This window comes from Bacteroides sp. HPS0048 (assembly GCF_964240755.1).
Classification (GTDB): Bacteria; Bacteroidota; Bacteroidia; order Bacteroidales; family Bacteroidaceae; genus Bacteroides; species Bacteroides nordii.
In genome coordinates, this window is sequence record NZ_CAXSVC010000034.1 from 16662 (window position 1) to 42196 (window position 25535).

Sequence of the window (25535 nt, forward strand, 5' to 3'; positions counted from 1 at the left end):
GTGTCCGAAAGGGTACCCTCTTGTTTTATAATACAGCATAACTACGGATCAATAGAGCAAACCACAGTAATGCTTCTAATCATTACCGTACTTTCTTATTGTAGATAAAAGTACACTTTTACAATAAAAACATCCCCATGTTCTTATATAAAACATCCGGATGTTGTGTACCACAACATCCGGATGTTTTCATAGCAAACTTCATATCTTAAGCAAGGCATTCTATACTATTATTACAATCAAGCATATCTATTCTCTATACGCCCAACCTGCATCATTTATATTCAGCAATAGGCAACTCTCCTCGCAAAGCTCCTAATGCATTCTGTGCCAGAGCTTCCAGCTCATCTTCACCCGGATATACATACACCGGAGCAAGGAAAGAGATACGTTCTTTCAAACGGGAAACGACATAATCGGAATGGGCAATCCCTCCCGTCAACAGTATTGCATCCACTTTACCATAGAGAGCTACAGCCGCCGCGCCAATACTCTTGGCCACCTGATAAATCATTGCATTCAATATCAACTCTGCTTTCTTATCTCCATTCTCTATAGAAGCTACAATAGCAGGAACATCCGTCGTACCCAAATGTGCTGTCAGACCGGCACGACCGGAAATACGTTTTTTTAATTCATCTTTCGTAAAACGTCCACTATAACATAAGTCTATCAATTGCCCGGCCGGAAGAGTTCCGGCACGCTCAGGCGAAAACGGTCCTTCACCATCAAGCGCATTATTTACGTCTATAGCACGCCCATGATCGTGGGCACCAATAGAAATACCTCCGCCCAAATGACAAATAACAAGATTCAGATTTTCGTATCTCGTATCGTGTTCGCGGGCATAGCGACGGGCAATAGCACGCTGGTTCAATGCATGCCAGATCGTAACGCGAGGCATAAGAGGTGACCCTGTGATATGAGGTATTTCATCCATTTCGTCCACCACACCAGGATCGGCAATGAAAGCACGACAACCGGGAAGCATAGAAGCCAACTCAGCCGCAATAAGACATCCCAAGTTACAGGCATGGGTACGCATAGCATGAAGAGTATCAAGCCGCATAGCCTCATTAACTTCGTATACACCTCCGGGAATTGGCTTTACCAGCCCTCCACGGCCGATAATGGCGTCAAACTGGAAAGGAATTCCTTCCTTCTCCAGCTCCGTAAGTACAAGAGATTTACGAAAATCAAACTGATCGGTCACCTGTGGAAAGGTAGCCAACTCGTCTACCGTATGACGAATATTACGAACCAGCAACGGAGTTTCATCCTCAAAAACGGCAATCTTCGTCGAAGTAGAACCAGGATTAATGGCGAGTATCTTCATTATACATCTTATTTACAAGTAAGGCATGCCATAGCCATGCTATAATATTTTGACAAACCGGAATCACTACGTGAAGGTAGTACCACCGGACAAACAGGACCTTGCAGCAAGCCTGCCATATCTGCATTGGCAAAAAGAGACACTGACTTGTAGAAAGTATTACCAGACTCGATGTTAGGGAATATCAAAACATCTGCCTGCCCGTTGATAGGCGAAACAATTCCCTTTATATTCCCACTTGCCTGCTCACAGGAAGTACGGACATCCAACGGACCATCAATAATAACATTACCGAACTCACCGGCTTCTGCCAACTCCACAATATTCACATAATCTAATGAATGGGGAAACTTGGCACTGACCTTCTCCGTACAATGAATAAGAGAGATACGTGGCTGTTCAATCCCAAAAGAATGACAAGTATGAATGGCATACCAGATCATTTCAATACGTTGTTGCAAAGTAGGACGGGGAATAACAGCCGCATCAGAAAAAAACAGTAATTTATTATAGGTAGGAATCTGCATCACAGCAAGATGAGTCAATACTTTCCCTTTAGGCAACAGTCCTTTTTCTTTGTCGAGAATGGCATGAAGAAGGTTATCCGTATTAATAATCCCTTTCATCAGAATATCTGCTCCACCTTCACGAACAATACGCACAGCTTGACGGGCAGCCTCGTCCGGATCTTCAACATGGATGGTTTTTACCAGTTCCGGATATTTCTTTAAAGTGGGATACTTCTCAAGTATCGCCGAATCTCCGATCATTAGAAATTCAGCAATTCCTTCTTCAAGAGCACGGGCTATGGCATATTCTGTATTGGCATCATTGGCACAAACTACTGCAATCCTCTTCCGTCTATTCAACGTTTTCAAGTGGGATGTCAGCTGGTCGAAATTTCTAATAGGTTCCATAACGTTAGATTTTTAGCAAATATCAGAAAAATGATTGAAAAATACAGCATAGTAACGTATAAAAATAATGCATATACGTAACATTTTGTCATACGGAGAATAAAATTCGTTAAACTTTATGCCACAATGTCTTGAATATGTACATTTGCAAAAAACAACAAATGCGTATGAACAGCCTGATTCTACCTCCTTATTTAAATGAAGGTGACAAAGTCGCCATCGTATCTCCATCGAGTAAAATAGATAAGTCGTTCCTCAAAGGAGCCAAAAAACGGTTGGAATCCTGGGGATTAAAAGTTATAACAGGCAAATACGCAGGAGCTTCGTCGGGTAGATACGCAGGAACCATCAAACAGCGATTGAAAGATTTCCAGGAATCCATGGACGATCCGGAAATAAAAGCGATTCTTTGTAGTCGGGGTGGATATGGAGCTATACATCTCATTGAGAAACTCGACTTTACTCTTTTTCGTGAACATCCCAAATGGGTGATAGGGTTCAGTGACATTACTGCACTCCACAATCTTATACAATTCAATGGCTTTGCTTCTTTACATGCGCCGATGGCACGTCATCTTACTGTAGAACCGGAAGATGATCCCTGTACACTACATCTGAAAAATATTCTTAGCGGTAAACTACCTGAATACTGTAACAGAAGGCATGTACTGAATAAATTAGGAACAGCACGCGGGGTTCTCCGCGGGGGCAATATGGCTGTTTTTCATGGATTGCGGGGTACACCTTATGATATACCGGCGGAAGGAACAATTCTTTTTATCGAAGATATCAGCGAACGTCCTCATGCAATAGAGCGTATGATGTACAATCTGAAGTTGGGTGGAGTGCTCGAAAAACTTTCCGGACTTATTATCGGACAATTCACTGAATTTGAAGAAGACCGTTCGTTAGGAAAAGTGCTATATGCCGCGTTGGCCGATCTCTTACAAGAATATGATTACCCGGTCTGTTTCAATTTTCCGGTGGGACATGTTACCAATAACCTACCACTGATCAACGGAGCAGAAGTAGAGTTTACAGTAGGTAAAAAATCAGTTGAATTGAAGTTCATTTGTTAATAAACGATGGCTTCCGGAGCAAGCTATAGTGAAAATCATTACTTTTGCCTGCACAATAAAAACAGTTATCTAAAATGAAAAGGAATTATACCATGTTACTGGCCGGTCTATTACTCTTTTCCACTCTTTCTCTTTCTTCTTGCGGAAACAAGAATAAAGCAAGTGAAACGGTTGAGGAAGTTACAGCAGTCCAGACACCTCAGTTTGATGCAGACAGTGCCTATCAATACGTAAAATCGCAGGTTGACTTCGGACCACGTGTACCCAACAGTAAAGAACACGTTGCCTGCGGTAACTACCTTGCATCACAACTGGAAAAATTCGGAGCCAAAGTGACCAGCCAATATGCCGATCTTATCGCCTATGATGGTACGTTATTAAAAGCCCGGAATATCATCGGTGCCTACAAACCGGAAAGCAAAAAGCGTGTAGCTCTCTTTGCACATTGGGACAGCCGTCCTTGGGCTGATAATGACCCGGACCCTAAAAATCATTACACCCCCATTCTGGGAGCAAACGATGGTGCCAGTGGTGTAGGAGTATTGCTTGAAATAGCCCGTCAGATACAAAAACAACAGCCGGAACTGGGAATCGATATCATCTTCCTTGATGCAGAAGACTACGGTACACATCAATCTTATACCGGTGCCCACAAAGAAGATGCCTGGTGCCTGGGTGCACAATATTGGGCACGCAATCCGCACATACAGGGTTACAATGCCCGTTTCGGAATTCTACTTGACATGGTAGGCGGACAACAACCTACTTTCTACCGCGAAGCTTATTCCGAAAAATACGCGAAAGACATCAATCAGAAAGTATGGGAGAAAGCCAACACATTGGGATATGGAAAATTTTTCATAGATGAAGTTAACGGTGGAGCGACAGACGACCATCTGTTTATTAATAAAATAGCAGGAATCAAGACAATTGACATCGTTCCCTGTGACCCGGAAGGAGAATACTCCTTTGATCCGACGTGGCACACACTGAAAGATGACATGGACAACATCAACCGTAATACTCTGAAAGCCGTAGGGCAAACAGTAATGGAAGTCATTTATAATGAAAAATAATATGTGTACAATGTGCAATGTAAATAGATATACTCATGTCAATTAATGAATTACAAGACGAAGTAATAGCTGAATTCAGCGACTTTGATGACTGGATGGATCGTTACCAGTTGCTTATCGATTTAGGAAATGAACAAGAACCGCTTGAGGAGAAATACAAAACGGAACAGAATCTGATTGAAGGTTGCCAAAGCCGTGTATGGCTACAAGCTGATGAAGTGGATGGAAAAATGATATTCAAAGCAGAAAGTGACGCGCTGATTGTAAAAGGTATCATTGCCCTGCTTATAAAAGTTCTTTCGGGACATACACCGGATGAAATTTTAAATGCAGATCTTTATTTTATCGATAAAATAGGCTTAAAAGAACATCTGTCTCCCACTCGTAGCAACGGTCTACTCTCAATGGTAAAGCAAATGCGACTTTATGCATTGGCATTCAAAGCCAAAGACGAGAGTAAAAAATAAAAATCAAAATGATAATCTGCGGATTTAAATACTTTCTACTTGCAAGTAGCTTGTGCCTCATGGCACAAACTTTGCTTGCAGGAAATCTTGATATCAAAAACGGAAAGTGGAAAATTGCATTCAATAAAAACACACAAACGATAGATTATCTCTATCAGGAAACAACACTGCTAAAGGAAACTTTCGTACAAGCAATCAATGCCAGTGGAGAGGTATTGAAAAGTTCCGATTATCCCATTGCTACTTTGAAACGAGAGAATATCTCGGACACATTCGGTAAAGGCAAAAAATATACATATGTCTATTCCGGCCGGCCCGGTAAAGAAAATCTGGAACAAGTGTTCTACTTTTATCCCGCACGCAATTATCTGTTGACCGAAGCCTATCTCCTATCAGATCAAAGAACAAGCTGTAACTGGATAGCTCCGGTTATGAGTAATACCAGTAGCACATTCCTGCCTGCCGATGGTGACAATCGGCTGTTGGATGTCCCCTTCGACAATGATAGTTTCCGTGGTTACTCTGCCAATCCCTGGAACACCAGTTCTGTTTCCTGTGAAGTAACAGCCTTCTATGATGCTACCAGCCGCCAGGGCCTCTGCCTGGGTTCGATAGAACATGACAACTGGAAAACCGGTATAACCTACAGCAGTTCGGAGAATAACTGCCTGCAAAGTCTCTCTGTATTTGGTGGACTGGTAGATGCCCGCACTAATGACATTCGTCCGGAAAAAGGACCTGCTATCCATAAACATGGAAAATTGTATGGCACACGCATCAAATCGCCCAAGATCCTTGTTGGCTTTTTCAAAGACTGGCGTATCGGTATGGAGAATATCGGTGAAGCAACAGCTCTTATTACTCCGCCACTACCTTGGCAGAAAGGGACCATTTTTGCCTGGCAAAGTTGGGGAGGTATGGCCGATAAAGTGAATTATACCGGTGCTATTGATATCTCAGATTATTTCAGAAACAAACTGCAACCAGCCGGATTTCATAATGAAAACGGAGAGGTATATATGATACTCGACTCCTTTTGGGATAACTTTAATGAACAACAACTCAAAGACTTCGTATCCCATTGCAAAGCCAACGGGCAGATCCCGGGTATTTACTGGACGCCCTTCTCCTTTTGGGGAGGCGAAAAAGATAACTGGAACGTGGAAGGAACAGACGGTAAATACAAATATGGCGATATCATCATTACTGCCAACGGCAAGCGTCGCAAAATAGAATCTTATGCACTTGATCCCACGCATCCCGGTACGCTGGCCCGTATAGACTGGCAAATAAAACGTTTCAAAGACTGGGGCTATAAGTACGTAAAAATAGACTTTATCAACAACGCAGCATTGGAAGCCGATAAGTTTTATAATCCGGACATTACCACCGGCATACAAGCCTACAACTATGGCATGAGTTATTTTGCCAAAGCGTGTGGTGATGATCTCTTTATTGATCTCTCTATTGCTCCCGTATTTCCATCACAATATGGTCACGCCCGCCGCATTTCATGCGATGCCTGGGGAAGTATAGACAACAGCCAGTATATGCTCAATAGCCTTTCTTTTGGTTGGTGGCTGGATCGTGTATATCCATACAATGACCCCGATCATTTGGTACTGAATGGTAATTCTGAAGGAGCTAACCGTATTCGCGTCACTACAGGAGCGATGACAGGAACCATGTTATTAGGTGACAATTTTAGTTTGAAAGGCTCCTATCCAGGTAATCAGACGGTTCGTGACCAGGCGGAAAAGGTAGTGCTTAATGCCAGCATTAATGCATTAGCACAATTAGGACGTTCATTTCGTCCGGTAGAAGGTAATATGCCTGTTAACTTTAGTACGGGAAGCGGTACTTATGGTGTGGAGAAAGCCTTCATGCTTGACACAGACAATGCACTTTACCTTGCTGTATTCAATTATGATGCATCGAAAGAAGCCACAGAGACAATCAACCTGACCAGATTAGGAGTCAATGTGGCTAACGTAAAACGCATCAAAGAATTATGGACCGATACCTCTGTAAACCCCACAGGGAATGAATTGAAATGTGAGATTCCCGCCGGTGACGTAAGGGTATATTGCTTTGAGAAAAAGAAGAAATAAAAGATATTTCTATTTTTCACAGATAGCTACACCCCGTGTTTCCGGTTTTACCTCTAACGTAACAGCTCGTGAGAAAACCGCCTTCCTGACGACAGATTGAGCAATATGGTTCTTAAATGCCGTTTTATTTGTATGATCATGCCGTGTCAAGATGCTTCCTCCCAAACTGGTAAATATCGCAGATGTATCCTTTCCATGTAAGCAGTCATTGTTTTCTCATAAAATGTCAGGAATGCCTTATCATTTAATATAACGCTTCCCCCTTTTAATAAATCAGTTTTAAAAAGAATCTTTTATTCAGATTCATATAATTTCTGCCCATTTAAAATGAAAAAAATAATTTAATAATACGGACAGTAGTTGAAACCAGTTAAGAGTTAGTCTTGTTCATATCTATACGGTCTTGAGTGTATTTCACCACAGAATAACACGGAGTTCCACAGAGTTTAAATCTTTTTTAAAACGCAGATGAACGCAGATTTTCGCAAAGGGAAACAAATCTAAGATAAAGAACTACAATCTTTTAATCTGTGCTTATGTGTTAATCCGCGTTTCATCAGATAAATAGTACTCTGTGGTGAGTTTAGTTCATGTCCGACCAGTTCTGAAGCCAATATCCAACTACTGATTCGCATGAATAATTAAAGTAGTTATACATTACCTCATTCCAAAGCGACTCCCTACCACGCCTATTTTCTGAGTAATTTTATTGAGAGTCATGTTTTTATTAACTGGTATAGTTTATGAAAAATAAATATTCAAATGCATGATACCAAACAAATTTGTTGTATATTTGCAGTAACTCAACTAAAAAAGAATGATTCCAGAGTTTAATGAAGACGGTTATTTGCCACCAGGTATATATGAGGCCTCTTTTGAGGAGGTAAAGAACAGGTTTGGATTTAGTAGAAAGCGGCAGAAGTTGTTGCAGGGAATGTCTTTCTTACTGGAGCAATGTAGAATACTACATTGTGATATTCTGTATTTAGATGGAAGTTTTGTTACTAAAAAGTTAAATCCAAGCGATTACGATGCCTGCTGGGATACAACAGCAGAGAACCGGGAGCAGGTTCTGAACAATGTCTTAGAGTCTTTGTTAGAAAGTAATTCGGAGGTACAGAAAGAGTATTTCGGTGGAGAAATATATTCAGCTTTTTCAAAAGCCATTTTATTGCCCGAATTAACTATTCTAGAATACTTCCAAAAAACAAAGCAATATGAAGATAAGGGTATTGTAATGATTAAATTGTAAGCATTATGATTAAAAACAAGAAGCAATACACAATGATGAAGAAGCAACTGGAAGAGTTGCTCACAAACATATGGGACATAAAAGAGATATTGCAAAAAGAGAATAACATACCACTTCGTCTACAATTAGGCACTTTTGAAAGAGGATTAGTTAAATTACAAAAAGAACTGGAGGAGTATGAAAAGCTAACTTCTAAATCTTTGTCATGGCTGGAATTTGACTCTTTTAAAGATGACATGAACAAAGCTATCATAAGTTTTCGTATCGCCTCAGATATCAGTCAGAAAAAGTTAGCGGCAGAAATGTTTATCCAGGAGCAACAAATACAGCGTTATGAACAATCAGACTACTTAAGTGCCAGTTTTGAGCGTATTCTACAGCTGCTGGAAGCACTGGAGATACGTATGATACTGCGAAAAGATTTTAAAAAGGACGCTTTTAAGGCAACTCCTGCGAATGTGTGGGAACTAAATGATAAGATACGGAAAAGAGGAAGTATATTGCAAATAGCAGGAGAGGAATAATTATGAAAACAATTGCATTTTACTCGTACAAAGGAGGGGTGGGCAGAACATTAGCTCTTTCGAATATAGCAAGGAGGCTCGCCGATTTTGGGAAAAAAGTGATCATGCTTGACCTCGATCTTGAAGCTCCGGGGCTACATACTAAGTTCTCTAATTTTCAATGGGACAGAAAGGTTGAGAGCGGCATTGTAGATTATATCTACGAATATGCAGTCAATCATAAAATTCCGGCAAAAATAACATCGTATGCATATCATTTGGAAGATTTGTCTTCCTCGTTAGATTTAATTCCGGCTGGCAATCCTAAATCTTCAGAGTACTGGCGAAAACTATCTGCCATTAACTGGTATGAATTACTTTATGGCGAGAATGCAACAGGCATCGCCTTCTTCCTGGACCTGAAGGTAAAAATAGAGAAAAAATATAAGCCAGACTACTTTTTGATTGATACGCGTACGGGAATAACTGATATATCCAGCCTCACAATCTCTTTACTTGCTGACCGGTTAGTTATTCTATCTGCCAATAATCAAGAAAATCTCGAAGGTTGCCAACGAATTGTACGCAGCATATTGAATCAAAAAAATAATATGTTGGAAAAGGAAAAAGAGATTATTTTGGCTCTTACGAGAATACCTTATCCTTCTACTCCTACAGAATGCCTGCGGGAAGAGAGTTTAATCGCCAACTTTAAAAAACACTTTGAAGGATTGACTTACGCTTCCGGCAAGGAACTGAACAGTACTCCGGTAGTGATTCATTCGGACAGAGATCTGGAGTGTAGCGAAACTTTTAAAATCGGTTTCGAAAAAGAGACAAAAGGCCCATCAGAAATCATTGCAAACGAATATCTGGATTTATTTGCCCGAATTACAGCAGGTGATTTAACAAAAGAGGAAATAGAGAAGTTTGATAATGAGAAAGAAATAGCCCGACTTTATAATAAAATAAGTCAGACAGAAAATGCCATAGAAGGCGTACAACTGGCAGAAGAAGCAATAAAAAAATATCCGAAAGCAGATCAGTTTTATTATTTACTTGCTCTTAAATGCTTGAAAGCCGAGATGGAAGAGAAAGGGATTAGAGCTATAAATCAGGCTATCAAACTACTTCCTTTACCCTATTATCTGATACTAAAAGCAGGGTTACTCTATAATAAAGGAGAGCGAGAAGAGGCTTATAAAGTAATATTGCCAATAAGACATATTTCACCTCAAGCTTTTTATCAATATTGTTTAGCGAAAGTTACTATAGGCGGTTTTCCAGAAAATGAAGTTTTACAGGATTTGAATGAATTGAAAGAGATGAACTATTTATCTCCGGAAGTGGATAACCTGATAGCTTGTTATCAAAACGAAATTGGAAATTATAAAGAAGCTGAAAAAGCAATATACAGTGCCATCGAACAAAACAAAAACAGGCCTGTGTTTTATACTACTTTAGCTGAAATAAAAGCAAATCAGAACGATATTCCTCTATTTTATATGAATATAGATATGGCATTAAGTAAAGGGGCTGATATAAAGAATGCAATATCGACTGTATCTCGTGTTTATTCAAAATTTAAGAATGACGAGAAGTTTATTTCTCTTTTGAAACGCTATGGAAAAGAGGAAGAAATTGAATTGTTGAAAACATTGTAGAAACAGAAACATCTGTTTTTTCCTTAAATATTTCGGTAAAAAGAGATAGAACAAACATCCGGATAATCCCCAAAGGCCTCTAAAACTATCACAAATGAAGCCAAAAACAGTAAAAATGTATACGAAACCACTCAAAAAGCACTCTATGCCGTAAATGTTTCATTTTTTGGTTTGTTTGTCTACTATTAATAGTCTGCCTTTACCTACTTTTGAGCAAACGATTAAAACTCAAAGTAGAGATGAACAAATATAAACTGATTTTATTGGCCTTGAGCATGACTGGTTTTGTACAAGCCAAAGTAACATTACCAGCATTCTTCACCAACAATATGGTGATACAGCAAAACAGCACATTAACGCTTCCAGGTAAAGCCAAAGCGGGCAAAAATGTTACAGTAAAAGCCAGCTGGAATGACAATAAGTTCACAACAAAAGCAACTGCTGACGGTTCTTTCAGAATAGAAATACCCACCCCTGCTGCCGGAGGGCCTTATACCATAACAATCTCTGACGGAGAAACCCTGACATTAAAAAATGTACTGGCAGGAGAAGTGTGGTTCTGTTCAGGACAATCTAACATGGAAATGCCTGTAGCCGGATGGGGAAAGGTGATGAACTATGAACAGGAAGTAGCAGAAGCAAAATACCCTTCTATCCGTTTACTGCAAGTTAAAAAAACGACTTCAGTGACTCCTGCAGAAAATGTAGAGATGAACATGGGAGGTTGGCAGGAATGCAATTCTTCTACCGTTCCGGAATTCTCGGCCATAGCATATTTCTATGCACGCGAACTATGGAAAGAACTGAATGTGCCCATTGGTGTGATTGATTGTACCTGGGGGGGAACTCCCGCCGAAGCATGGACAAGTATCGGTTCTTTAAAACAAGTGCCAGGTTTCGAGATACAAGCAAGTAAAATAGAAAAGTCAGAGGCCATCGCAGCTTATCAGCAAGAGATAAAAGAGTGGCAGGAGCTATTAGTAACCAAGGATGCCGGCCTCAATAAAGGAATTCCAATGTGGATCTCCTCTCTTCAGACCGATCCGGCATGGAAGACTATGGAACTTCCGGGGTATTGGGAACAGAAAGGACTAAACGGAGTAGACGGCATAGTATGGTTCCAACGGGAAATAGAGATTCCTTCAAGCTGGGAAGGCAAGGAAATAACATTAAATCTCGGCATGATAGACGACGAAGACGTCACTTATTATAATGGAAAAGAAATAGCCAAAGGATATGGATACTCAACTCCTCGCCACTATACCGTCCCGGCAGAACTAGTTAAAGCAGGAAAAGGAGTCATCACTATACGAGTGTCCGACTCTGGCGGAGAAGGTGGTATACACGGAGAAGGAAAAGATATGTTTGCAGAAGCCAACGGGCAGAAAATCAAGCTGGAAGGAATATGGAATTACCGGATAGGTATAGCTCTGGGAGATCTCCCTCCGGCACCGATGTCATTAGAAAGCTCAAGTTATCCTTCGGTCTTGTACAATGCTATGGTACATCCGTTTACTATATTCCCAATCAAAGGAGTTATCTGGTATCAGGGAGAAGCTAATGTAGGAAGAGATAAACAATATGTTCCCCTATTCCAGTCGCTGATTGCCGATTGGAGAAAGCAATGGAATACGGACTTTCCATTCTACTTTGTTCAACTGGCAAACTTTCTGAAGCCCCAAGAGGTTCAGCCAGACTCTCAATGGGCCGCCCTCCGGGAGGCACAGGCAGAAGCCCTGCATGTGGATAATACGGGAATGGTAGTAGCCATAGATCTGGGAGTATCCTACGACATTCACCCTAAAAACAAACAAGAAGTGGCTAAACGCTTTGCTACTTTAGCACTGGCAAATACTTACCATCAGGGAGAATACATAATGCCAGCCTGCCAGTCTTATAACATCTCCGGAAAGAAATTAACATTGACATTCAACACTGAAATACAAGCACAAGAAAAAATAATAAAAGGATTTATCCTGGCCGGACCGGATGGAGTGTTCCATCCGGCAACGGCAACCTTAACAGGAAAAACGAGTATCGTACTTGAATCTCCGGATGTGGCAATCCCTATAGCTGCCCGCTATAACTGGGCTGATTGTCCGAATGGTAATCTTTACAGTACCAACTCCAACCTCCCGGTTCCGCCCTTCCGAACGGACAAAGGAACATGCGAAGAGGCACAAAAGTAAGATTATCCATATTCTAAGTAATTTTATCTATTCCTTAACAGGATAAATCCGGGTTACTTTGCAGACGAGACTAATTCGTAATTCATTCATAAATTTAAAGACTATTTAGTACCATGAATTTAAAAACGACCCTATTGGCAGGTTTATTATGTCTTGCAGGCATAGCCCACGCCATCGAAAAACCGGTAATAAAAATTGAGACCGGAAACACCAGCCTCATCTACCGTGTAGGTGACAATGGACGTCTTTACCAGTCATATTTGGGCAAACGGCTCAACCATGAAGCAGACATTAACCATCTGCCGCAAGGGACCGAAGCCTATCTCACCCACGGTATGGAAGACTACTTTGAACCAGCACTGCACATTGTGCACAATGACGGCAATTCTTCTACCTTATTAAAATATGTATCACACGACAGCCGGAACCTCTCAGATGGTGTAAACGAAACTGTCATTACATTAGCTGACGACCAATATCCGGTAACTGTGAAGTTGCACTATGTGACTTATGCTAATGAAGACATTATCAAAACATTTACCGAAATCAGTCACCGTGAAAAGAAGCCGGTAATGCTTCATAAGTATGCTTCTTCACTGTTACATCTCAATCATAACAAATACTTCCTCACAGAGTTTGCCGGAGATTGGTCACACGAAGCTAATGTCATGGAACGTGAACTGGCTTTCGGAAAAAAAGTCATTGATACCAAATTGGGAGCACGCGCCAATATGTTCGTTTCCCCTTTCTTCCAGTTGGCTATAGATCAGCATTCCGAAGAGAATGCAGGCGAAGTATTGGTCGGTACATTAGGCTGGACAGGCAATTTCAACTTCACCTTTGAAGTAGACAACAAGAGCCAGTTGCGCATCATCAGTGGTATCAATCCCTACGCATCAGAATATAGCCTTCCTTCCGGAGAGATATTCCGCACACCGGAGTTTTACTTCACGTATAGCCTGAACGGAAAAGGACAAGCCAGCCGTAATTTCCATGATTGGGCACGCCGCTATCAGGTAAAAGACGGTGATCAGACACGTATGACCTTACTTAACAACTGGGAAGCTACTTATTTTGATTTCGACGAACAAAAACTGATCGGTTTGATGGACGAAGCCAAGAAATTGGGTGTAGATATGTTCTTGTTGGACGATGGTTGGTTTGCTAACAAATATCCTCGCAGCAGTGACCATCAAGGGCTGGGCGACTGGATAGAAACAGCTGATAAGTTACCGAATGGCATAGGACGCCTGACTGCTGAAGCAAAGAAACACGGTATTAAATTCGGCATTTGGATTGAGCCCGAAATGGTAAACCCCAAAAGCGAACTCTACGAGAAGCATAAAGACTGGGTAATTCATCTGCCTAACCGTGAAGAATATTACTTCCGTAACCAAATGGTGTTAGACCTTAGCAATCCGGCTGTACAGGATTATGTATTCGGCGTTGTGGATCAGTTAATGACTAAATACCCGGATCTTGCTTTCTTCAAATGGGATTGTAACAGCCCTATCACTAACATCTATTCACCCTACCTGAAAGGAAAACAAACACATCTATATATTGACTATGTAAAAGGCTTATACAAAGTGCTCGACCGCATAAAAGCCAAATACCCGAATCTGCCTATGATGTTGTGCGCCGGTGGTAGCGGACGTTCTGATTATGAAGCATTGAAGTACTTCACTGAATTTTGGCCCAGCGATAACACAGATCCTATCGAACGTCTGTTTATCCAATGGGGATTCTCACAAGTATTCCCCAGTAAGACTTTGTGTGCCCACGTTACTACCTGGAACAAAGATGCCAGCATCAAGTTTCGTACGGATGTAGCAATGATGTGCAAACTGGGATTTGATATCAAGATGAGTGATCTTAACCCAAACGAACAAGTGTATTGTCGTCAGGCTGTAACAGAATACAACCGCTTGAAACCGGTTATACTGGAAGGTGATCTCTATCGTCTTGTTTCGCCTTACGGAAGTAACCATACTTCAAGTATGTATGTGAACAAAGATAAGAATCAAGCCATCGTATTCGCATTTGATGTTTACCCACGCTACGGCGAACATATCCTGCCTGTACGTTTACAAGGATTGGAAGCCAACAAAATGTATCAGGTGAAAGAAATTAATCTGATGCCGGGAGCTTCTTCTTCTGTAAACGGAAACGGACAGACTTTCTCGGGTGAATATCTGATGAATGTAGGCCTTGACCTCTTCACTGGTTATAAATTAAACAGCCGCATTATTGAAATCATAGCACAGTAAAAACGGAATCACGAGGAGATGGAAAGAGATTCCATCTCCTCTTTATACCATAACACAATGAATCGAATACTATTAAGCAGCATCTTTACATTTATGCTGATTACCGGTACTATAGAAGCCGGCGAACACACACAATACGTAAACCCTTTTATCGGAACAGGAGCCGTGCACGGCAGCTTGTCCGGTAACAACTACCCGGGTGCCACCGTTCCTTTCGGAATGATACAGTTAAGCCCCGATACTCGCGAAGCTCCCGACTGGGCACAAGCATCGGGATATGATTACAATGACCAGACCATCTATGGATTCAGTCACACCCGCCTCAGCGGAACAGGAGCGTCAGACTTGATAGACCTTTTACTTTTACCGACAAGCGAAGGGCGTACTTCTTCGAATTTCTCCCACACAGCAGAAAAGGCTCAACCCGGATACTACCAGGTGATGTTGGCAGACGAAGGAATCAATGCTGAATTGACGGCAACCACACGAACAGGAATCCACCGGTATAGCTACCCTAACGGAAAAGAAGCACAACTCATCATCGACTTAGACCATTCAGCCAATAAAGGAAGCTGGAATCGCCGCATCATAAATTCTCAGATCCGTATCGTTAATGATCATGCTATCGAAGGATACCGCATCATTACAGGTTGGGCCAAACTACGAAAAGTATATTTCTACATAGAATTTTCCAGTCCTATTCTCTCCTCATCGTTGAGAGACGGTGACCGCCAATACGAAAACACACCCGTCATCAATGGCAGTAATCTGCATGCCATGTTGCGTTTTGGAAAGCTTAATGAAAAACCGTTGATTTGCAAAGTAGCTTTATCTCCGGTATCTACGGATAATGCCCAATTAAATCTAAAGCAGGAAGCCTCACACTGGGACTTTAACCAATACACCACTGATGCCGACCGATTATGGGAAAAAGAACTGGAAAAAATCAATATCCAAGGTACCGATTTGCAAAAAACAATATTCTATACAGCTTTATACCACACCCTGATACAACCCAATACAATAAGTGATGTAAACGGAGAATATATGGCAGCCGATTACACCACCCGGCAGCTGTCTGCAAACGAAATACACTACACGACATTCTCTCTTTGGGATACATTCAGAGGTGCTCATCCACTTTATACATTACTCAACGCGGATCGTGTCACAGATTTCGTAAAAAGCATGATACGTCAATATGAGTATTATGGCTATCTGCCTGTCTGGCAATTATGGGGACAAGACAACTACTGCATGATAGGCAACCACTCCATTCCCGTCATTGTAGATGCTATCCTGAAAGGAATACCCGGAATTGATATAGAAAAAGCTTATGAAGCCGTATACAACAGTTCGGTAATTTCTCATCCCAACTCACCTTTTGAAGTATGGGAAAAATATGGATATATGCCCGAAAATATACAGACTCAATCAGTTTCCATTACTCTGGAGCAAGCTTTTGATGACTGGTGTGTAGCACAGTTAGCAAAAAAATTAGGAAAGAACAATGACCACGAACGTTTTATGAAACGCTCCGCTTTCTATCGTAATTTATTCAATCCGGAGACCGGATTCTTTCAATCGAAAAATGATAAGGGCGAATGGATAGAGCCATTTGATCCTTATAAATACGGAGCCAATGGCGGTTATCCTTTCACAGAAGGAAATGCCTGGCAATACTTTTGGTATGTACCACAAAACATACCCGACCTCATTACATTGACAGGAGGAAATAAAGCCTTTACAACAAAACTGGATACATTCTTCACCGTCAATCATCAAAGCGGTGAACTAAACGATAATGCCTCCGGCTTTGTTGGCCAATATGCCCATGGAAATGAACCCAGCCATCACGTAGCTTACCTGTATACCTGTGCTGGAGAACCCTGGAAAACACAGAAGTATGTAGCGCACATCATGAATAACCTGTACAATGATACTTCTTCGGGATATGCCGGAAACGATGATTGTGGTGAGATGTCTGCCTGGTACATCTTCGGAGCACTTGGTTTCTACCCGGTCAACCCAGCGAGTGGTGAATATATAATCGGCACTCCGATGCTGGAAAAAGCAACGATACATCTGCCCGACGGAAAGACTTTTGCAATAAAAGCTCCCCGCAAAAAAGGAAATGAGATTTATATCCGCTCCATAAAGCTAAATGGTAAGAAGTATACAAAAAATTATATCACACATCAGGATATATTAAATGGCGGTACCCTGGAATTTGTTATGAGTGCTACACCACAAAAGTAATAGTACTATTAATCATGAAAAATATGACACATTTAAAAACTTATTTAGCAGTAGCAACCCTGGCGTTTACAGGATGTCAAAGTGCAAATAATGCTGGTGAAACCGCAGAGTTGTGGTATGCCCAACCTGCAAAAGAATGGATGGAATCCCTACCTATCGGTAATGGTCGGTTGGGTGCTATGACTTATGGTGGAATCGAAGAAGAAACGCTGGCCTTGAATGAATCTTCCATGTGGTCAGGGCAGTTCAATGAGAATCAGGATAGACCCTTCGGTCGTGCTAAACTGGATAATTTGAGAAAGCTATTTTTCGAAGGAAAGTTATGGGAAGGAAATCAGACAGCCGGTGACAACCTGAATGGCATGCAAACATCTTTCGGTACCCATCTTCCTATAGGTGATCTGAAAATAAGGTTTACTTATCCTGAAGGAGATATAACAGACTATCGCCGTTCACTAAATTTAAACGAAGCAATCAGCAGTGTTTCTTTTAATGCAGGTGGGGTAAATTATAAGCGTGAATACTTTGCTACGAATCCCGATAATGTACTTGTTCTTCGCTTATCAGCAGATAAACCAAAGTCTGTCACCATGGATATGGCTCTGGATCTAATGCGTCAGTCAGAATTTACTGTCGAAGATAATCAGATGATCTTTACTGGTAAAGTAGACTTTCCGTTACACGGTCCGGGTGGTGTGAATTTTGAAGGAAGAATAGCCGTATTGACCGATAATGGCGAAGTAAAAATGGATAAAGCGGGTATCAGTGTAAGCAATGCTGATGCGGTGACAATGATCGTAGACGTACGTACCGATTATAAAAATCCGGATTATAAAGCTTTGTGCGCAACAACAGTCGAAGAGGCCGGTATGAAACCTTACGAAGCCCTGAAGCTGACGCATATAAAAGATTATTCAGATTTATTCAACCGGGTAGAACTGAACTTAGGTAAAGATTCTAACGACACCATACCTACAGATATCCGCTGGAAACAAATACGATCGGGAAAAACAGATACAAGTTTCGATGCTTTGTACTTTCAGTACGGACGCTACCTGACAATAGCCAGTTCACGTGAGAATTCACCGTTGCCAATTGCTTTACAAGGTTTCTTTAATGACAATAAGGCTTGTAATATGGGATGGACAAACGACTATCATCTTGATATAAACACGCAACAAAACTACTGGGTATCCAATGTAGGAAATTTGGCAGAGTGTAATACTCCACTCTTCAATTACATCAAAGATTTATCCGTACATGGAACCAAAACTGCTGAAGTTGTATATGGCTGCAAAGGCTGGACAGCCAATACAACTGCCAATATCTGGGGATACACCCCGGCATCCGGAACTATCATCTGGGGACTATTCCCCCTGGCCAGTTCATGGATAGCTACGCATTTATGGACACAGTATGAATATACACAGGATAAAAAGTATCTGGCAGAAGTAGCTTATCCTTTGCTAAAAGGTAATGCAGAATTTATACTTGACTATATGGCAGAAAATCCTGCTAATGGCTATTTGATGACAGGTCCAAGTATCTCACCGGAAAACTGGTTCAAAACAGCAGACGGACAGGAAATGGTAGCCTCTATGATGCCTACCTGTGACCGTGAACTTGTTTATGAGATCTTTACTTCTTGCATCCAGGCTGCTGATATTTTAGGCATTGACAAAGCATTCAGTAATAATCTGCAAACAGCTTTAGCCAAACTACCTCCTATACAACTGCGTGCAAACGGAGCCATCCGCGAGTGGTTTGAAGATTATGAAGAAGCACACCCGAACCATCGCCATACTTCGCACTTATTAGCTTTATATCCTTTCTCACAAATCACTTTAGAGAAAACTCCCGAGCTCGCAGCAGCAGCCCGTAAAACGATAGAAGCGCGTCTTGCTGCAGAAAACTGGGAAGATACAGAATGGAGTCGTGCCAACATGATCTGCTTTTATGCCCGCCTGAAGGATGCGGAAGAAGCTTACAAAAGTGTAAAGACTCTTCAGGGAATGTTATCACGCGAAAACCTGTTGACTGTTTCACCAGGCGGCATAGCCGGAGCCCCGAATGACATTTATTCATTCGATGGAAATCCTGCAGGAGCTGCCGGAATGGCTGAGATGTTAATACAAAACCATGAAGGATATGTTGAATTCCTGCCTTGCTTACCGACAGCATGGAAGAATGGGCTATTCAAGGGTTTATGTATTCGTGGAGGAGCTGAGGTTTCGGCACAATGGGAAAATGCTGTGATCCAACATGCATCATTGAAAGCTACAGCCGACAACACGTTTACTGTAAAACTTCCTATCGAAAAGAAGTATACGGTAACCTTGAACGGAAAAGAAGTCTCGGCAAAAACCGATAGCAAGGGATTAATCACTGTTGAAATGAAAGCTCAGGATTTACTGGAAATCAAATAAGATTCATACCATATGAAAAGAGAGGGTGCGTCAAAAGCAGATAAAACTATCAATATGTAACTTTAGAAACGCAGATTAACGCAAATTAGCGCAAATACAATTTAACATTTGCGCTAATTTGCGTTAATCTGCGTTTTAATAATGGCTGATTTTACTTTTACCCCCCTTTTTTTATAAAGCCGGGACATCTGCATCTAAGTCATCCCCCTTTAACTGTGACGGTGCCATATGATACTTCTCTTTAAACTTCCGGGAAAAATGCGCCAGGGTTTCAAACCCTAACTCCCAATAAATATCCGAAGGTCTCTGACGCTCCTCTGCTATCTTATGATAAGCAACCTCCAGACGTTTATCAATCAACCACTTATTAGGTGTTACGCCAAATAGCCGGATAAACTCCCGGCGAAACGTAGAAAGGCTTCTACCCGAAAACTCTGCAAAATGCTCCAAAGGGGCATTAAACATATAGTTAGCATTCATAAACTCAACCAGATCTTTCTGAACCAATGGATTACTAAACAAGGAAGCAACAATTTCCTTATCTGTAAAAGTCAACAAATGAAGACATTCTTCCAGTTTAAGTTCAATCAATCTTCTATCCAAATGAACTCCCTCATCCGAATAAACAGCAAGCGAAGCAAACAAAGCTTTCAAAAATGTATTCTCATTTATCTTCTTAAAATAGAATGAAGTATAGCTCGTGCACACTGGTACCAGATTATTCTGTGCATAAGACTTTAAAAACTTCTCCGTAAGGTTCAGGCAAAGCAAGCGGCAATATCCATTCTTACCAGGCGTTATCTTGATCTTCGAGAACCCACCACGGTTGACAAAAAAGTAATCACCTGCTCTCGCCATAATATGCTCCCCGGAATTAGACAACGCAATCATCCCCTCCACCACTTTTATCAGTTTGTAATTACGTTCATACAATTCTTTCTGTGTTGGCTTATCATAGCACACAAAATAAAAAGGCTCTTCGGATTTCCGAAACTCACGTTGATGATTCATAGTGGCAAAGATAATCAATATGACTCTTACAGACAACTAATTTTGCAACTTAGCGACAAATCCGGTAAGATAAAACAGCTTAATTTTGCAACTTGAAATTAAACAAAGAGGTATGTCAAAAAAAGAAACGACAAAAAGGTACATTTTATTCATCACCGGCTTATTTATCAATGCAATAGGAATCAGTCTGATTATCAAGGCAGGACTTGGTTCATCTCCTATTTCCAGTCTTCCTTACACCATCAGTCTCGGATTTCCTATCACACTGGGAACACTGACTTTTATTCTAAACCTTTTTCTCATAGCAGGACAGATCGTATTACTAAAGAAAGATTTTAAGAAAATCCAATGGTTACAGCTCCCCGTCTCCATCCTTTTCGGTTTTTTCATAGACCTCTCCATGCTGATACTGGCATGGGTAATGCCGGAATTCTACCCTTGGAAAATGGTTACTTTACTCCTGGGTTGCATGATTCTCGGGTTAGGAGTCAGTCTGGAAGTAATAGCCAATGTAGTTATGCTATCGGGAGAAGCGTTCGTACATGCTATCTCACAGAAGAAGAAAAAAGAGTTTGGCTGGGTGAAAATAGGTTTCGATTGTACATTGATGATTTTGGCCTGTACTTTGTCTCTGATACTATTCGGAGAGATTACAGGCGTACGAGAAGGAACTATTATGGCGGCATTACTTGTCGGCGTATTCGCACGCTTTTTCAATCATCGGTTGATTTTCCTGAATACAATGCTCAGTGACCGGACAGTTTCTGTCACTGTCGAAGTTCCTCGTAAAACACAATTCGTCATCACCATAGCACGAGAATTTGGCAGTGGAGGACGGGAAATAGGACGAAAAATAGCCAGTAACTTAGGTATTGCATTTTATGATGAAGAACTGATTAATATGGTAGCAACCGAAAATAATCTCACACCAGGATATGTGGAACAACATGAGCAGAACATTTCAAGCCAACTACTCTACGAATTCATCATGCAGGATTTCACTGTACCCATTGAGAAAAGTCTCTCTTCTGACGACGCTCTGTTTGTTGCCCAAAGTAAAGTAATCCGCAAGGTAGCAAGCCAGCATTCTTGTGTAATAGTAGGCCGGTGCGCTAATTACGTCTTACAGGATTATGAACGATGCTTTAATATATTTCTACATGCAGATCGGGACAGCAAACTCAAAAGAATTATTAATGAATACGGAGAGCCTGCAGACAAGGCAGAAAGTAAACTGAGACGAATAAACAAAGCAAGAGCCAACCACTACAAAGCCTACACCGGCCGTACGTGGAATGACTCTAGAAATTACGATTTATGTCTCAACACCAGCATTTTGGGTATAGACGAGGCATGCAAAATCATTGAGAAGACTGCAAAAATATACCTAAAAAGAAAGGATAAAGCCCCCATAACAATCTCATAGCAACTACTCCTCTCCTTCTCTATATTCCAGAATATCTCCCGGCTGGCAATCCAGCTCTTTACAAATCGCTTCAAGTGTTGAGAACCGGATTGCTTTTGCCTTTCCGGTTTTCAATATAGACAGATTGGCCGGCGTAATATCTATTTTTTCTGCCAATTCTCCCAGAGATATTTTCCTCCGGGCCATCATTATATCAAGGTTTACTATTATAGCCATAATTTCTCTTTTTTCAGTTCAGGTCAAATGGTAAGTTCCTGCTCTTCTTTTAATTTCACTCCTACTGCAAAAATCTCAATAAACAAAGCAAGAATAGAGAACATCATCCATGGATATTTTATAGAGTAACTTTTCACTTCATACCCATCCAAAAGTATTTGCGAAGTCCAATCACTATACAAAAAGTAATTTCCACCCTCCATACAAACTCCCAACAGAATGACAGAGTAAATAAAGTAACGCATACGCTTTACATTTTTCCGTGTAAATACATCACCACGGATAGCAGAAAAGACAACCCGGACCAGACAATAAATACCGTATATACATAAAATAATAAACGGTACAGTACAACATTGATACATCATATACCAGGAAGGAGTTTTCACAACGGTGCGTATACAAGCAACGGAGTAAGGCACCTTTTTATCAAAAGTTTTGTTCAACAACGAGTCTTCAGCAACCGGCTCTGCCTTCACTGAAAAATCGGTAGTATATGTACCTTTCTCACCAATATACTCTCTCGAATCACCTGCTTCATTCCAGCCATCTATAAAGCCTGGCACAGCATCTTTCAATGCAGTTACCATAAACATAACAAAAACCAATATACCCAATATTTTTATAGCTTTCATCTTTCCCATAAATATCCTTTCAGACACAAATTATTAAATAGTGAGTTCCTGCTCCTCTTTCATACGGACACCAATCTTGAATACACATCCGATAAATAAAATAAATACTCCAAGCAAAATATAAATCAGATAAGTCTGCCGGAGATTGCTCACAGAGACAAAAGTTCCGAAAAAGCCTTGCAATAACCCATTCAGTTCGACAATTCCTCCAATAGCCACAATCAGAGTAGAGTTCTCCTTCGTAAATACCTCTTTACGTTTCACATTACGAAGCAGGCAGAAGATAAGAATACTACATACAGCCATTGCCAATAGAGTAACACTTTGAGGAAGCATAATCCACAAGAAATCGTCGGTGTCATCTTTCCCTAAATCAAAACACAACATCGCATTTTGAATAAAGCTAATCAGCAAGCAGCAGAAACAGATAAACATCAAGCATGTCATCACCACTTCCAACTCTTGTTTCGGATCTTTGCTAAACAAACTTTTCATACTCGTTTCCTTTCTTAAATAGTTAAATCCTGCTCTTCTTTCATTCTTAATCCGATAGCAAAAATCTCACCTACAATCAGGGCTACCAACCCTAAGGTTAAAGTCAACTTGGATACAAGACCAGATAAATTCAAAGAATATCCCGGTATTGAGAATGCATCCGATAGTTCATAAGCCGAGATATAAGCAGGAAGAGCATCGCAAATAAAATTAAGAATGAGAATAGCTCCCAACCAGCGAAGGCGGCGGACATTCTTCCAACTGAAAATATTCGATTTATTAATAGCCACTATCAATTTAAAGAAGAAGACCACAGAGAAAATCATAGTGAAAATGCCAATAAAATTGCACAACATAGAGGTAAACTTAAACCACAGATTAATCGGTGTATTCACACTCACTATCAATTTGCCATAAATAGCTGGAACAAACTTTCCCGATTTCTCATTATACACTGAATCTTTCAGATCAACAAAATCATCCGGAAACAAAGAGATGGATTTCATATTGTGTGTTCTCTTCAATTGTTCTTTATCATGCTCTGCATTCATTCCCACCCGGAAACCGGCCATAAATGCATTACTAAAATAGTAAGCAGACTCAAACACCGAGTAACAAAATACCAGCATTACCAATAAACAAAGTATATTCAATCTCCTTTTCATGACAATCAATTGTTTTCAGTCAATATTTCTATGTTATTATCTTTTTTCCAGGGATAAGCTACTGTCGTTCGTTTCATCAACCAATAACACCCTACCAGCAATACAGCTGCCACACAAGTGATTATCAGATTGGCCGTACCACCAACAAGAGCATCCATATCCTCCACACCGGGGTATTTTATATTAATATAAACCGATATGCTATTATTTAATATGTGCATCAGAATACAAGGTATCAGACTCGCTGTTTTGTAATAAACCCATGCTAAAAGAAGACCGATAAGAAATGCGGGTACCACCTGCACCGGATTAATATGGAATATCCCAAATATCAAAGCCGAAATAAAAATGGCTTTTGCAGGATTATATTGTTTCAACAAAGCCTTGGTGATAGCGCCACGGAATAACAACTCTTCAAGGATAGGCCCTACAACAGCTATGGCAACAATTCCTCCCCAACCGGATTGCAAAATATCGAAAGCCTGTTCCATTATATTGGGTAACCACTTCATGTGAGATATCAATGTAGAAGCCAACCACGAGCAAGAGAGAAGGCTAACCACACTCAGCACCAGATAAGAAGGGGATACTGTAGACCAGGTTACTTTTTCATTACTGATATAACCTGCTTTCCAAAGGTAGAAAAGCATTAACAGAATACCGGTCATCTGTGCCGGAATCATTATCATCTGCATCAGCGCCTCTTTATCTATCCCACCGGTAGTGGCAAACAAATAAATAGCACAGGGAACTGTTATCAGAATAGGTGACAGAATCTGTAAAATTGCAAAGTAAATAAGAACCAGTTTTATCGCAGTTTTCATTTCATTTTTATATTAAAGGGATGCAAAGATAATTGTTTTAATTCAGACTATCGGCCTCCATTGCGAGATAATCCCCGCACAGTAAATACTGGTTTGCTTCCCAACTTTCTTCGTTCTGATTCCATTTATAAAGCACGTATGACAGAATTTCATTTTCAAGTCCTTTGCTATAAACAGCCTTTTGCGGATTCAGCGAGAAGTCTTGCGTTTTGCTATCCCATGCAGCATACTCTACTATTGAATTATTTCCGGATTCGGACATGCTGATCAAATAATAAGGTACCCATTTCTGTTCTCCCTCGCTCCAACGATAGGCTTTCTTTACTCCGCCCTTCCCCTGAGCGTCTTTGCTATATTCATATTTCAGTTTCGGAGTAAGATACTTTCCGCTTTTATCAAGAGAGTATACCGTTTCAGCATTCTCGCTCTTATTATAAACGAATTTAGAAGAAGTCTGTGCACTAACTGCAGAACTACACAAAAATAAGGCTAACATTGAGATAGATACAACCAGCATCGAGATACTCATAAATGACTTTTTCATAAGACTATGTATTTTTAATTGTTATTCAATGATTATTTATCGTTTTTCGATATGCAAAGGAAAACATTATTTTTCATCCACCAAAGAAAAACGATAAAAAATTATCGATAAACAATAAAAAGTTTTTTTTGCGGCTTATTTGCTCAATTACTGAGTATGATCTATTTCTT

The 25535-nt window shown here is 40.6% G+C and carries 21 protein-coding genes; 12 read left to right on the forward strand and 9 right to left on the reverse strand.

Going from position 1 to position 25535, the window contains the following annotated elements; translation table 11 throughout:
- Positions 1-274 precede the first annotated feature (274 nt).
- Together buk and ACESQI_RS19945 are read right to left on the reverse strand one after the other, a co-directional pair.
- Positions 275-1336, reverse strand: coding sequence for a butyrate kinase (gene buk, locus ACESQI_RS19940; protein ID WP_221649186.1), 1062 nt, complete (start codon positions 1334-1336; stop codon positions 275-277).
- Between the two features lie 8 nt (positions 1337-1344).
- Positions 1345-2253, reverse strand: coding sequence for a phosphate acyltransferase (locus ACESQI_RS19945; RefSeq protein ID WP_002558158.1), 909 nt, complete (start codon positions 2251-2253; stop codon positions 1345-1347).
- A 167-nt stretch (positions 2254-2420) separates the two neighbouring features.
- On the opposite strand from ACESQI_RS19945, the gene ACESQI_RS19950 reads away from it, so the two are divergent.
- The 11 genes from ACESQI_RS19950 (at position 2421) to ACESQI_RS20000 (ending at position 19549) form a co-directional block, all read left to right on the forward strand.
- Positions 2421-3332, forward strand: coding sequence for an LD-carboxypeptidase (locus tag ACESQI_RS19950; RefSeq protein ID WP_373126898.1), 912 nt, complete (start codon positions 2421-2423; stop codon positions 3330-3332).
- A gap of 74 nt (positions 3333-3406) precedes the next feature.
- Positions 3407-4408, forward strand: a complete 1002-nt coding sequence (locus tag ACESQI_RS19955) for a M28 family peptidase (RefSeq protein WP_002558160.1) — start codon at positions 3407-3409, stop codon at positions 4406-4408.
- A gap of 35 nt (positions 4409-4443) precedes the next feature.
- On the forward strand, positions 4444-4875 hold the full coding sequence (locus ACESQI_RS19960; RefSeq protein WP_002558161.1) for a SufE family protein: 432 nt from the start codon (positions 4444-4446) through the stop codon (positions 4873-4875).
- Between the two features lie 59 nt (positions 4876-4934).
- Positions 4935-6986, forward strand: coding sequence for a hypothetical protein (locus ACESQI_RS19965; protein ID WP_229127686.1), 2052 nt, complete (start codon positions 4935-4937; stop codon positions 6984-6986).
- A gap of 817 nt (positions 6987-7803) precedes the next feature.
- Positions 7804-8238: a hypothetical protein gene (locus ACESQI_RS19970; protein WP_122201767.1), complete on the forward strand. Its 435-nt coding sequence runs from the start codon at positions 7804-7806 to the stop codon at positions 8236-8238.
- A 5-nt stretch (positions 8239-8243) separates the two neighbouring features.
- Positions 8244-8762 carry a helix-turn-helix transcriptional regulator gene (locus ACESQI_RS19975; RefSeq protein ID WP_002558164.1) on the forward strand — a complete coding sequence of 173 codons (519 nt, stop codon included), beginning with the start codon at positions 8244-8246 and terminating at the stop codon, positions 8760-8762.
- Between the two features lie 2 nt (positions 8763-8764).
- The gene (locus tag ACESQI_RS19980; RefSeq protein ID WP_320996913.1) at positions 8765-10405 is read left to right on the forward strand and encodes a KGGVGR-motif variant AAA ATPase; all 1641 of its coding nucleotides are present in this window, start codon (positions 8765-8767) and stop codon (positions 10403-10405) included.
- A 239-nt stretch (positions 10406-10644) separates the two neighbouring features.
- Positions 10645-12594, forward strand: a complete 1950-nt coding sequence (locus ACESQI_RS19985) for a sialate O-acetylesterase (RefSeq protein WP_373126903.1) — start codon at positions 10645-10647, stop codon at positions 12592-12594.
- Positions 12595-12707: 113 nt separating this feature from the next.
- A complete protein-coding gene (locus tag ACESQI_RS19990) occupies positions 12708-14864 on the forward strand; it encodes an alpha-galactosidase (RefSeq protein ID WP_373126905.1) in 2157 nt (718 codons plus the stop codon).
- 57 nt (positions 14865-14921) lie between these two features.
- Positions 14922-17123 carry a GH92 family glycosyl hydrolase gene (locus ACESQI_RS19995; protein WP_320970697.1) on the forward strand — a complete coding sequence of 734 codons (2202 nt, stop codon included), beginning with the start codon at positions 14922-14924 and terminating at the stop codon, positions 17121-17123.
- Between the two features lie 23 nt (positions 17124-17146).
- Positions 17147-19549, forward strand: a complete 2403-nt coding sequence (locus ACESQI_RS20000) for a glycoside hydrolase N-terminal domain-containing protein (protein ID WP_195570426.1) — start codon at positions 17147-17149, stop codon at positions 19547-19549.
- Between the two features lie 171 nt (positions 19550-19720).
- On the opposite strand, the gene ACESQI_RS20005 is transcribed toward ACESQI_RS20000, so the two are convergent.
- Positions 19721-20560 carry an AraC family transcriptional regulator gene (locus ACESQI_RS20005; protein WP_002558171.1) on the reverse strand — a complete coding sequence of 280 codons (840 nt, stop codon included), beginning with the start codon at positions 20558-20560 and terminating at the stop codon, positions 19721-19723.
- Positions 20561-20672: 112 nt separating this feature from the next.
- Here ACESQI_RS20005 and ACESQI_RS20010 point away from each other — a divergent pair, with 112 nt between their 5' ends.
- The gene (locus ACESQI_RS20010) at positions 20673-21986 is read left to right on the forward strand and encodes a DUF6198 family protein (RefSeq protein ID WP_195661017.1); all 1314 of its coding nucleotides are present in this window, start codon (positions 20673-20675) and stop codon (positions 21984-21986) included.
- A gap of 3 nt (positions 21987-21989) precedes the next feature.
- Here the strand turns inward: ACESQI_RS20010 and ACESQI_RS20015 are convergent, their stop codons facing one another.
- From ACESQI_RS20015 to ACESQI_RS20040, 6 genes are read right to left on the reverse strand one after another with little or no spacing between them, the layout of a single operon-like run.
- Positions 21990-22202, reverse strand: coding sequence for a helix-turn-helix transcriptional regulator (locus ACESQI_RS20015; protein WP_002558173.1), 213 nt, complete (start codon positions 22200-22202; stop codon positions 21990-21992).
- A gap of 23 nt (positions 22203-22225) precedes the next feature.
- Positions 22226-22846 carry a DUF2975 domain-containing protein gene (locus tag ACESQI_RS20020; RefSeq protein WP_122201774.1) on the reverse strand — a complete coding sequence of 207 codons (621 nt, stop codon included), beginning with the start codon at positions 22844-22846 and terminating at the stop codon, positions 22226-22228.
- Positions 22847-22870: 24 nt separating this feature from the next.
- Entirely contained in the window at positions 22871-23332 is a 462-nt protein-coding gene (locus tag ACESQI_RS20025) for a DUF2975 domain-containing protein (protein ID WP_002558175.1), read from the reverse strand.
- Positions 23333-23346: 14 nt separating this feature from the next.
- Positions 23347-23997, reverse strand: coding sequence for a DUF2975 domain-containing protein (locus ACESQI_RS20030; protein WP_122201775.1), 651 nt, complete (start codon positions 23995-23997; stop codon positions 23347-23349).
- A gap of 5 nt (positions 23998-24002) precedes the next feature.
- Positions 24003-24821 (reverse strand): CPBP family intramembrane glutamic endopeptidase, encoded by an 819-nt coding sequence (locus ACESQI_RS20035; RefSeq protein ID WP_002558177.1) that lies wholly within the window; start codon positions 24819-24821, stop codon positions 24003-24005.
- Between the two features lie 37 nt (positions 24822-24858).
- On the reverse strand, positions 24859-25365 hold the full coding sequence (locus ACESQI_RS20040; RefSeq protein WP_002558178.1) for a DUF3836 domain-containing protein: 507 nt from the start codon (positions 25363-25365) through the stop codon (positions 24859-24861).
- Positions 25366-25535: the final 170 nt, after the last annotated feature.